The sequence below is a fragment of the Neobacillus sp. YIM B06451 genome (genome assembly GCF_032667185.1).
GTDB lineage: Bacteria > Bacillota > Bacilli > Bacillales > Cytobacillaceae > Bacillus_D.
Genome location: NZ_JAVFKJ010000006.1, coordinates 215,977 through 227,027, shown reverse-complemented (window position 1 = coordinate 227,027; position 11,051 = coordinate 215,977). Strand labels below are relative to the sequence as shown.

At 47.0% G+C, this 11,051-nt stretch carries 9 protein-coding genes; 2 read left to right on the top strand and 7 right to left on the bottom strand.

Annotated elements, in window-relative coordinates; all coding sequences use genetic code 11:
- Nucleotides 1–255 precede the first annotated feature (255 nt).
- The 5 genes from mtnK to RB160_RS13100 all read right to left on the bottom strand — a co-directional run bounded on the left by mtnK (nucleotide 256) and on the right by RB160_RS13100 (nucleotide 4,291).
- Complete coding sequence (gene mtnK, locus RB160_RS13120) at nucleotides 256–1,440, bottom strand: S-methyl-5-thioribose kinase (protein ID WP_396954718.1); 1,185 nt, start codon at nucleotides 1,438–1,440, stop codon at nucleotides 256–258.
- 168 nt (nucleotides 1,441–1,608) lie between these two features.
- On the bottom strand, nucleotides 1,609–2,184 hold the full coding sequence (locus RB160_RS13115) for a TetR/AcrR family transcriptional regulator (protein ID WP_316570878.1): 576 nt from the start codon (nucleotides 2,182–2,184) through the stop codon (nucleotides 1,609–1,611).
- A 3-nt stretch (nucleotides 2,185–2,187) separates the two neighbouring features.
- Nucleotides 2,188–2,904, bottom strand: coding sequence for an MBL fold metallo-hydrolase (locus RB160_RS13110; RefSeq protein WP_316570877.1), 717 nt, complete (start codon nucleotides 2,902–2,904; stop codon nucleotides 2,188–2,190).
- A 167-nt stretch (nucleotides 2,905–3,071) separates the two neighbouring features.
- Nucleotides 3,072–3,512, bottom strand: coding sequence for a threonine/serine exporter family protein (locus RB160_RS13105; protein ID WP_316570876.1), 441 nt, complete (start codon nucleotides 3,510–3,512; stop codon nucleotides 3,072–3,074).
- Between the two features lie 17 nt (nucleotides 3,513–3,529).
- On the bottom strand, nucleotides 3,530–4,291 hold the full coding sequence (locus RB160_RS13100) for a threonine/serine exporter family protein (protein ID WP_316570875.1): 762 nt from the start codon (nucleotides 4,289–4,291) through the stop codon (nucleotides 3,530–3,532).
- Nucleotides 4,292–4,557: 266 nt separating this feature from the next.
- Here RB160_RS13100 and RB160_RS13095 point away from each other — a divergent pair, with 266 nt between their 5' ends.
- Nucleotides 4,558–5,772: an MFS transporter gene (locus tag RB160_RS13095; RefSeq protein WP_316570874.1), complete on the top strand. Its 1,215-nt coding sequence runs from the start codon at nucleotides 4,558–4,560 to the stop codon at nucleotides 5,770–5,772.
- A gap of 228 nt (nucleotides 5,773–6,000) precedes the next feature.
- Here the strand turns inward: RB160_RS13095 and RB160_RS13090 are convergent, their stop codons facing one another.
- Nucleotides 6,001–7,359 (bottom strand): TrkH family potassium uptake protein, encoded by a 1,359-nt coding sequence (locus RB160_RS13090; RefSeq protein ID WP_316570873.1) that lies wholly within the window; start codon nucleotides 7,357–7,359, stop codon nucleotides 6,001–6,003.
- A 138-nt stretch (nucleotides 7,360–7,497) separates the two neighbouring features.
- Complete coding sequence (locus RB160_RS13085; protein WP_316570872.1) at nucleotides 7,498–10,224, bottom strand: tetratricopeptide repeat protein; 2,727 nt, start codon at nucleotides 10,222–10,224, stop codon at nucleotides 7,498–7,500.
- 318 nt (nucleotides 10,225–10,542) lie between these two features.
- Between RB160_RS13085 and RB160_RS13080 the strand changes: the two genes are divergently transcribed.
- Nucleotides 10,543–10,983 carry a hypothetical protein gene (locus RB160_RS13080; protein ID WP_396954716.1) on the top strand — a complete coding sequence of 147 codons (441 nt, stop codon included), beginning with the start codon at nucleotides 10,543–10,545 and terminating at the stop codon, nucleotides 10,981–10,983.
- Nucleotides 10,984–11,051: the final 68 nt, after the last annotated feature.

The window sequence follows — 11,051 nt, the reverse complement described above, 5'->3', positions numbered from 1 at the left end:
TTGAAATCGTGCTTAACACTTTTACACAAAAATATGGACTTGACTCTCATCCGGGTTTGAGTGACTTCCTTTTCGTATTTTGCCCAATCAATGTCACTCATCCGGGTTTGAGTGACTTCCTTTTCGAAAAATAGCCGAATATTGTCACGCATCCTAGATTTGCACCGAGTGGGTTTTCCTTTAACGACAAAAAACACCCGCCAAAATTGGCGGATGCCCGTATTCCAATTCATTTCCCTTTGACTCAAACCTTGCTTACCTCGAAAATAACGCAGCGCTTTCACGGATGGTTTTCGCAAAATCCCGTCCCGCTTTAAATGATTCACGATTCAGGATAAATTCCTTCCCGGCGGTGAGGCAGATTTTTTCGGCCTTAACCCGTGTTTCCGGATGTTCAATCGATGTAATGTCTTTTACATGGGCCAGGCCGATGATTCGCCTGCATAGCTCCAGACCCGCCACCGCTGCTGTATCCCGTAGGATTGAATCAAGGTAATACTCTTTGAATCCTTCGTAGCGGGCGGTGCGCTCGACTGCCTTCTCTTCCCACAATGCCATAAACTTTTCTTTAAACAGGTCGATTACTTCGGAAATGGTGCGCTCCAGGTATTCTACCTGATCCGACGGGCCAGTAAACAGCGCATTCACGTAGGCAAATATCAGGTTGGCCACGACATTGCCGACATCATAGCCAGCGGGGCCATAAAAAGCGAATTCCGGATCAATGACCTTTGTTGAATCTTCTTTTATAAAAATGGAACCGGTATGAAGGTCACCATGGATGAGGGATTGCGCATTCGTCATGAATTCAAATTTCAGTTTTGCCGTCTCAAAGGCGAGCTTTTTATCTTCCCATATCAATTCCTTTACGAAATCCCGGGAAGCCGGAAATACATCGTTTCTTGGGCAATCATAAAACGGCTCGGTATAGACAAGGTCCTCGGATATCTCACAAAGCTCCGGATTGATGAATGATTTTACAAGTTCCTTTTTCTCCTTATGCCCCAGCGCCACGTCGGATGTCAGCAAAAGTGTTTGGGCCATGAACGTCGAAATGTGATCCGCGAACAACGGAAATTGCTTATGCTTCATGAGGGCGCCCCGCATAATTTCGTGGTCGGATAAATCCTCCATTACACAGCAGTTCATAAGTGGGTCATAATGGTACATCTTCGGCACAAATCCAGGGGCAAGCTTATCCTGAAGCGAAAGGATTTCGCTTTCAATGCGGTTCCTGTCCGGGGATAGCTTAAATTCATCCGATATCCTTGCAACCGGACCTGCCTGCTTTATGATGATCGATTTTCCGCTTTTGCGGTCAACAACACGAAATACATAATTTAAATTGCCATCGCCAATTTCCTTACATGATAATTCAGCATCCGCCGGGAAAAACCCCAACTTTGCTTTCGTATACTCAATGGCCTGTTCTTCATTCATGGTAAAATATCTTTCTGTAAAATCCACCACGCTGCCCACCCCTCCAAAAGCCACGCGCACAAGCGCAGCCAACTTTTCAAATTATCTAAATTTTAACACGGGTGGACAACCGCTACAATATTTTCCCTTCACCCTCTATTTTCCGAAACAATCTATTTGCCGCTTGAATTACTTCCTACCATTGGAGATCCCCGCCAAAAAAGCTTCAACCATAAAAGAAAGGCTTGCATCAAGGCTTAGATCCAGGCCGAATCCCCCTTTTTGTTCAAGGGAACAGAAGCCATGGATCATACTGCGCAACCCACGGACGGCATGGAGGGCTTCCTCCTCATCCAAAGGAAACGACTTAAGGGTTTCGAGGACAAGTCCGACAATTTTGCTCCCTGCTTCTTGTACTTCCGGGTCGGTGGGATCAGGCGCATTGAAGGTCGCCTCATACACTCCCGGGTGTTTCCTAGCAAAATCCACATAACCACGGCTTAAGGCTAGAACAGCATCTTTTTCCGAAAATGGTTCCCTGGAATGGGCCAGCGCCTCATAGAGAGTGTTTAATCCGTAAATCGCTAGCTCTTTTTTTAGTCCCGGCAGGCCATCAATATGGTTATAGAGGGATGGAGACTTGATTTTCAATTCCTTCGCGAGATTGGCTAAGGTTACTTCCCCAAAGCCCTTTTGATCCGCCAATTCGGCCGCAGTATGGATGATCGCATCTATGTCAAGGGCAGTTTTGGGCCTCGGTGACATTTTCTACACTCCTTTATCAATCCGGCGTTCAAACCGGCTAATTGCTTTTGCCATTTCTCCTAAGGGTTCCTTCAGCATTTGCCCATGGCCGCACGCGAGTAAGCTTGGTTTCAATGAGACAAGCTTCCTTCCGCTCTCCAGTGCCGTTTTCCCGCACCATGTTCCAAAAGCCGGGAATGGAAACAGCGGCAATAAGTCACCGGCGACAGCGACTCCCCCCCTTGTCTGGAAAGCATCTCCACCTATGAGGGCGCCGGATATTTCATCAAAAAATGCCATTGAGCCTGGCGTATGGCCCGGCACATGGATTGCCCGCAACGAACCTACACGTTCCCCATCTTCAAGAAGGTAGTCCGGCCTTGCCATAAGCTTTTTCGGAATTCCCCCTTTAATCGGTGTTTGGCTTTCTTGCCCATCCAGGCTCCGGTCATCTTCCATTAATCGCGCATCCCTTCTCGAAATATAAACTGGGACATTCACCAATTCACGTTTTAGCGAATCAAGCGCGCCGACATGGTCCTCATGGGCATGCGTCAGGACAATTTTTGTAATCGGCTTACCAATTCGGTCGGCCTCCTCCAGTATTCCCTTCGCGCTATACGGCAAAGCCGCATCCACAAGCGTAAGACCTTCTTCCTCCTCAACAAGATAGCAGTTTACCGGAAAAAGCCTGGGCAAAAAAGCAAGTTGATAGAACGAGCCTTCCTTTGTTATTTTCATGGTTATCACCCTTTAAACTAATGGTATTAGTTAAATAATAACTAATGCCATTAGTTAAGTCAATCTCCAGGCAAAAAAAAGCCACCCCTAAGGGCGGAATAAATTTTTATGTACTATTATTCTTTAGCGTAAGGTTAAATGGCTTTAAAAAAACAAACTGATTTGGATCATTTGCTCGATGAATTTATATGCTTGTATATATGGTTTAACGCTTCGGAAAAAACAAGACCCATCGCAATCGCTCCGGAAATCAGGAAAGCCCTCCCCGCAAGGCTTAAAGCGGAATTGTAATCAATCACAACAAAATGGCGCATAGCATTATAGAACGTTCCACCGGGAACAAGAGGGATAATTCCGGCAACGCTAAATATAATAACAGGACCCCTGTATTGTTTTGCTAGCATATGGCTGATAAATCCGACGACAAACGCCGCGGCCAAGGTAGCGGAAACTACATTCGAGGTGTTTTTCTCCAAAAAGTAATAAACGAGCCAGCCAGTCATTCCGACAAATCCACATTTTAAAAGTGCATTTCGGGGGGCATTGAAGAGGATGCCAAAAGCCGCTGTCGCAAAGAAGCTCGTTATGAGCTGTTCAATCAGTTCCAATCGTAATGCTCCCTTCCTTATAATAGCATCAGGACGATGGCCACGCCCGACCCAATGGCAAATGCGGTCAAAGCAGCCTCCCCCCCTTTAGAAATCCCGGCTACGAGGTGGCCTGCGATTAAATCCCGCACAGCATTCGTTAACAAGAGTCCCGGAACAAGCGGCATGACCGATCCAATAATAATTGTATCGAGCTGGACTCCAAACCCGGCTTTAACAAGCAGATATGAAACAATCCCAATTACCAACGAACCACAAAACTCCGCGAAAAACTTAATCGGGACAATTTCTTCTAAATAGCTCACTGTTAAAAACCCAAGGGCCCCTGCTATAAGCGCAGGAATAAAATCCATCCAGACACCATTGAACATAATCATAAAGCAGCCACTGGCGAACGAGGCAGCCGCGGTCTGCATAGCTAACGGAAACGTGTGGCTCATTTCATCAATCCCGGCGAGAAGATTCGCAGCCTCATTAAGGTCGATTTCTCCATTGCTTATTCTTCTTGAAACAGCATTTACGAGTGTCACCTTTTGCAAATCAGTCGAACGCTGAGAAATACGGATAAGCTTTGTGATTCCCGGCCCACCATCTTCTACTGTAAAAATAATCCCCGTGGGAACGACATAACTATGTGATTTTTCTAAACCGAATGCTGACGCAATCCGGCTCATTGTATCCTCAACACGGTATGTTTCTGCTCCGCTTTGAAGCATGATTTTTCCTGCGGTCATGCAAACTTCCATTACGCCATATAGTTCACTGCTCTGCTTGTCCATTTCTACCACTCCAAATGACGTAAATAGTTCTAGTTATTATATACTTTTTTAACATGAAACTGAAAAGATATTTCTAAGGGATTAATTTTTAGAAAAAAATGTGAAATATAAATGACCGATATTTAAATGATTGAAATTTTCTGTTATTATATTTAGGGAGGCGAAATAATTTGCACCACCAACCTTTAAGGGGTAAACCCACAAAAGAGCAGGAAACATACCCTGGTTCGCCTCAATAACGGCAACAAGAAAGAAGTGGATCCAGTGTGGATGAGGAAAGATTATTAAAGCGGAATTTAATGATTATGTGGTTTTCGAACTTCTTTGTTGGCGGCAGCATGACAATGGTACTCCCGTTTATCTCCCTTTATATTAATACACTCGGGAACTTCTCCGAAACTTACGTCCAGCATTGGGCAGGCATTACATTTGCGGCTACATTCGTGACAGCCTTCCTTTTCTCTCCCGTCCTCGGCAGGCTCGGGGATAGATACGGAAGGAAAAGGATTCTTATCGTTCTCGGGATGGGCATGTCGGTCTCGCTTTTCCTAATGGGGGTTGTCGAGACTGTCTGGCAGCTCTTTACCCTCCGCCTATTCATGGGGTTTTTCGCGGGAATGGTTTCCATTACCCAGGCGTTCATTTCGACCCAGACCCCGAAGCATATGGCAGGAAAGGTTTTGGGCACTTTGCAGACCGGAAGCATTGCCGGTACACTGCTCGGCCCTCTGATTGGCGGTTTTCTAGCCGATTCGTTCGGCTATGCGCTTACGTTTAAAGGAACGTCCGCGATTATTCTAATTTCAGTTATCCTTATTTTCTCAGCCCGTGAACATAAACTCACCTCGAAAGAAAATAAGAAAACGTATTATACAAGAATGGAAGTTATTCATCACATCCTCGGGAACCCTGCACTTGCAACCGTCCTGTTCATTTCGATGCTGATTCAGGTTGCCCTCTTCAGCATCCAGCCAATCCTGGCGCTTTTTGTCAGCGAATTGCACGGTCCGGAGAATCTCGCCTTCATTTCAGGGCTTGCCTTCTCGGCTGCCGGAGTCGGAAATTTAATGATGGCGAGAAAATGGGGCGATCTTGCCGACAGGAAAGGGTATTTAAATATCCTGATTATCCTGCTCTTATCAGGAGCAGCGATCTATACATTGGGAGCTTTTGTAACGGAAGTGTGGCAGCTCATCCTCATCCGGTTCGGGCTCGGCATAACGACGGGCGGGATTATCCCTGTCCGGATGGCCTATATTCGCCAGGAAGCACCCATTGCGATTCAAGGGGAAGTGCTCGGCTACAATACAAGCCTGCGCTTCCTAGGAAATATCGTGGGCCCTGTGCTCGGCGGATTCCTTGCGGGCAGCCTTGGATTCGCTTCAGTCTTCATCGTGACAAGTGCCCTTTTGCTTATCAGCGGGTTGACATTATTGGCCGTCACCCGGCGGGTACAGCTCTCAAAAAGCAGTGCCCACTAATCAAAATGCGGAAGCGCCTTGGGCAGCCCCGACCAGCATAAGACGGGGCCCGCAGGACGGGCCTGCCCTCCGGAGGGAACCGGCTTATGACCTCGAGGGGCTAGGCGCTGGAGCTGGATTACATAACTTATTTCGAGTTATCCACAAGGTTCAATTTTCTAGTATATAAAAAGGGAGGAGCCCAATGCTTCCTCCCTTTTCTGTTGTTTTTTAAAAAATCAATTCCCTTTACCCGATAATGACACGCTCCCTAGAATAATGGAACTTTTCCTTCTTCGGTTTCCCTCTCAGCATAAACAGGAACGAGAAAATGCCAATCCTTCCTATGAACATCAGCACCATCAAAACCGATTTTCCGAGCGGTCCAAGTTCCGGAGTGATGCCGAGGGACAAACCGGTCGTTCCGAATGCGGATGAAACTTCGAATATTATTTCCTTTATTGAAAACGAAGGCTCAATAAATGTCATAAAAATTACTGAAAATCCGCAAATCAGGAAAGCCGTTGTGATGACAATAAATGATTTAACGATATCCTCCGGCATAATCTCACGGTTAAAAACCTTAATTGTGTTATTGCCCCGCGCATATGAAATAATGGCAAGCAACGCGATCGTAAACGTAGTAGTCCTTATCCCTCCCCCGGTACTGCTTGGCGAAGCCCCGATAAACATAAGCAAGCAAAACAACAGCTGTGTCGGCGTGGAGAACTCATTGATATCAATTGTTGACAAGCCGGCACTCCTGGTTGTGGACGAATGGAAAGCGGAATAGAAAAATGCCTCGTGCCAAGTTTTATCGGAAAAAAGCTGGTTCGATTCAAAAATATAAATGAAAACCGTACCGAATACGAGCAAGGCCGCAAAGGTGCTTACCGCTATTTTCGTAAAAAGGGTGAAACGGAACTGGCGCTTTTTTCTGCGATGAGCAAGGTACTCCCTGAATTCAAGAAGGACAGGGAACCCAATAGCCCCGACGATAATTAGGAGGATATTGACCGTTTGGACAAAATAATCTTTGGCAAACGGAATCAGTGACTCACCTGTTATGTCGAAACCGGCATTCGTTGTAGCACTGACAGAAGCAAAAAACCCCTGTAAGAAGGCCTCTTGCCAAGTTGGGAAATAGTCCATGAAATGGATCCCCAATATGATTGCCCCAATTAGTTCAATCACAACAATCATGACAAGAATTCCCTGCAGCAAATTTACCATTCCGGAGAGGGCTGACTGGTTTTGGTCGGCCATGATGAGCATCCGTTCCTTCAGGCCGATTTTTTTCCCTAAAATAATCCAGACAAATGTACCAAGCGTCATAACGCCGACGCCGCCGATTTGCAAGATGAACGCCATGATAAATGTTCCGGGATAGCTGAGTGTATCTTGCAGGGAAATCGTTGACAGTCCGGTAACGCTTACCGCGCTGACGGCGGTAAACAAAGCATCAATAAAGGGCAGCTTTACATTTTCCTTTAACGTGATCGGCATCATGAGCAAGAACGTTGAGATTATGATTGCTGAAAGGTAGTAGAGCACAATAATTTGGACAGATGAAAGTCGTGCGGTCAATTTACCCAAGTTTGTTTTCATAACGAACCTCAATTTACTGTGTTATTGAATATCCACATTATATAGGATTGCCAACCAAAACAGAAAGGATATCTTTATTTTGAAGGACATAAAAGAAATCCCCTCGGCATCTTGCCGAAGGGATTTAATGAAATTAAATTAATTGTTTCCCCGCCCTGCGATCTCCAGCCATTCCAGTTGCCTGAGCCTGATTCCGAAAAGTGCCATCGGATCGTGGAATTTTGCGGGATTTTTCTTCATATCCGCAGCTTTCTGCCTGCTTTGGGCAAGCTCTTCCTGGGTTGTCGCAAGTGTTCCTTGCAAAATCTGGTGCGGATTAAGGAAGAAGAGTGAAAGGTCCCTCGCAATTGCTTTTTCAAACAAATCGAATTGCATGAAAAAGCGGTCATTCACAAGCCTGGCTGTATCAAGGTAGTCTTCATTCTCCACAAAATTTTTATAACGGTGATAAAGCATCGCACTGTTTTGCGGCAGCGCGCCCAGGAGCTTGCCTGCACCTTTCAAAAAGATTTGTGACGGAGTCCTTCTAAGAAGGACATTTACCTTGTCCAACTGATAGCTGTTTGCCATGCGGCCGATATCCCTTTGCCAATCATCAAGTACGCGGAAATCACAATCTAACCTGATCCAATCGCTGCCATACAGGGAATTGAAACTCTCGGCCATTTCATCGAGGAACTCCTGAATCCTGGAAAGCTCCGAGTTGGTTTCCTCCATCCACTCCCCGAGTGATGTCCGCAATTTCGGAAGGGCGGTTTCATTAAGATAGACGTTCAATCGCCTGTTCATCTCATCATTCAGGCTGAGATGGACCGTCCTGAAGTCACTGTCCTCCTTCAGGAAATCTGCAGTGCCCCGAAGAAGTTCCGGAATATCTGCCAATGCATCCGCTTTTGCTTCATCTATACGCTTCCGGTAGGACTTCCGCATCTTTTCGATACTTTCCGCTTCGATGTCCCCGAGCTGGTGGATTGCGCCAGTCAGCTTTGCCGCCATCTGTTCCTTGTTTTCAATCTCAGCCTGAATTCCTTTTTCTTGCTCGGTCCTTTGGAAAAGTAGGTGGTCCAATGTTTTCCTGATTAGCAGAAGCAGTTTATCAGTCCTGCTGCCAAGAATGCTCCGTTCCGGAGTGCCGATTACAGCCGCTTTTACAATGCTTTCAAATAAACGTTCCCGATCGGGGGCAGGCCCTGCCTTAATCACCTCTGAATTCGGGAATGATCCTTTAATCAACATTGCCGCCTGTTCAAATGCGTGGGGATCAGGCTCTCCGGTTTGGGTCAGCATAAAATGGATCGGCAACCCAGGCGCCTGTTCGCGGATTTGGCCGAGTACCAGCCGTTCCGCGGCCGTCAGTGGATTGGAAGCATCAACTGTAAAGAACAGGCTATCCGCCAGTCCAATATAGTCAAAGTGGTCTGCGTTTACATGATCGCCATCAAATTCCGGCAAGTCGATGATGGACAAGCCAGAGTCCTTTAAAAATGGTACAGGCAACGAGAATGCGTAAATACTATTTTCATTTTCTGTTCCTTCTAGCTCACCGAGTTCTTCTCCCTCGATAACACTCTCGTCTGTAACTATGCTGACAGCGGCTTCATCGCGGTATTGGAAAGCAAGCGCAGTGGAAGCGATCATTTCCGCTTCCGTATACGAATCCCCGAGAATCTGTTTGAGGACATGGGCTTTTCCGTTCCCCTCAAGGCCCGCTGTAACAACATGCCTTGTCCTGAAGTTGGCCAGTTCACCCGCAATCCACTCCATGCGGGGGCTGATTTGCATGCCTTGGCCCTCAGCCCATGCGGAAATTTCAGAAATGAGCGCAAGGCCCTCCGCAAAGTCGTTCTCAGTCCGCTTCGAGTGGGCAAGTGAGGATTCCGCAGCCTCAATTGCTTCAGCGGAAATTCCGGCAGGGAACCGTCCGCTCCAGGCTAGCAGGGCTGATGCTGCCAGTCCATTTGTCCGCTTGTCCTCTATCGCCAGCCAGTTCGATAGCAGTGATGGCATAATTGGCGCCAACGACTGAATCGAGTAGTTTCCTGAAGTGGTAAAGTCCAGATAAGCTTCCTTGTATAGCAGCGATAATTCCGGCCAATTCCCCACGGGTAGCCTTCCAAAACTGGCTAGGAGTGCGTTGAATTCCTCAATCCAGGCAAAATACGCTTCGCTTCCACGGTAGGTTTTCCAAAGAGCCGCCGCAAGCTCGCCAAACCTGTTTTGATCTGTCTCGTAAAGAACGGTAAGGACTTTATTAAAATAAACCGGAGCATAAGAAGCAGTTGCGTCCCTATCAACGTAGGAAATAAGGATATCCGCCCATTCTGCCGACTTGGTCCTGACGATTTCATTAGCCGCCAGTTCCGTTGCACTATCCCAATCCGCGCGGCCTTCGAAAAACGAACGTGCCAGGTTTGCCGCGTCCGGGTAGCCGGGATTTTCGGAAATCAATCCCTTAATCGTCTCCGAAGCGGCATCTTCCTTGCCTTTTTCAATATAAAGCGAGAATAGTTGAAGCGCGACCTCGGCTTTTAGGGAAGTATTCATCGTTTCAACCGATTTGTAAAGGTCTTCCGCATTGGCCAGCTCACCAAGCTCGTAAAAGGCATCCGCAGTATTTTTCACAGCCCATTGCCTAAGTGGGCCATCGCTCCCTTCCCACTTATGGATAGCCCCCTCATAATCACGGAAGGCAAAGTACACTTCCCCCTGCGCGAACCTGATTTCCGGAAGCCCCTTCCCCCCTTTTTGCCTCGCATCCAGGTACGCTTCCGCCAAGACGAATCCCGGATGTTTCTCTTCATTGCCCTCCATAAAACTTTCATAATACGTTTTTTCGATCAGCATTTTTTCGAGATTCATAGCCATAGCCGCCCCCCTGATACTCACGTGAATTTACGTCCGCAAAATTATCTAACGCATAATTTTGATTATCCTTCTTATTTTAACAAAGTAAGAGTAAAGATGCGAAGCGGAAGCCGTCCGCGGCCACATTGGACATTTTGTGGAAAATCGAGGGGAATTACCTGCAAAAAATGAAAATACCTATATCCGTCTTAAATGAGGTGGGGGCCACCACCAATTGCCACTCCCTTTAAAAAGGAATGGGCGGAAGCCGTGGCTTTATCCTAACCCGGGCATACTGTATAGGGACTTTCACCTACTACAAAAAAAGGAGAATGCCCATTGTTTCCACAACAGCAAGGAGCCTTTGAATACGGCCATGCCATGAACAACCCTTACGAGCAGGGACCTACTTTTTATGAAGGAGCACAACAGCCTTACATGCACGACTTTTCCGGTAATTTCCCGCAGCAGCCAGATTATTCTTTTGGCTTTCAGTCCCAGGAGAATCTTCCTTACTACTACCAGCAGCAGGATAGCGGATTTTCCTACGGACAAATGGATCCAAACCGCCAGCCGCAGGAACTCGAGCGGAGGATTCGCCAGCTTGAAAGGAGGGCTAGCCTGATTGAACGTGAAAATGATCGGCAAAGCAGGGAAATTACACGTTTAAATAATCAACTGGAACGAGTATCACGCAGGCTTACAAGGGTGAACCAGAGGCTCCGATTCCTTGAAAACAGGTTCAACATCCCGTTCACACCCTTTGACGGCGAATTTTAAACGATATAATTTTAAGGAGGCAGGGCCCCAGGCTGTTGCCCTGCCCCTTACCAGGATTACCCCCGAAC

Excerpts from the sequence above, each read along its gene's own strand:
- RB160_RS13115 (WP_316570878.1), bottom strand. The coding sequence starts at position 2,184 with ATGTCACCGAGGCCCAAAACTGCCCTTGACATAGATGCGATCATCCAT.
- RB160_RS13085 (WP_316570872.1), bottom strand. The coding sequence starts at position 10,224 with ATGGCTATGAATCTCGAAAAAATGCTGATCGAAAAAACGTATTATGAA.
- RB160_RS13110 (WP_316570877.1), bottom strand. The coding sequence starts at position 2,904 with ATGAAAATAACAAAGGAAGGCTCGTTCTATCAACTTGCTTTTTTGCCC.
- RB160_RS13100 (WP_316570875.1), bottom strand. The coding sequence starts at position 4,291 with ATGGACAAGCAGAGCAGTGAACTATATGGCGTAATGGAAGTTTGCATG.
- mtnK (WP_396954718.1), bottom strand. The coding sequence starts at position 1,440 with ATGAATGAAGAACAGGCCATTGAGTATACGAAAGCAAAGTTGGGGTTT.
- RB160_RS13090 (WP_316570873.1), bottom strand. The coding sequence starts at position 7,359 with ATGAAAACAAACTTGGGTAAATTGACCGCACGACTTTCATCTGTCCAA.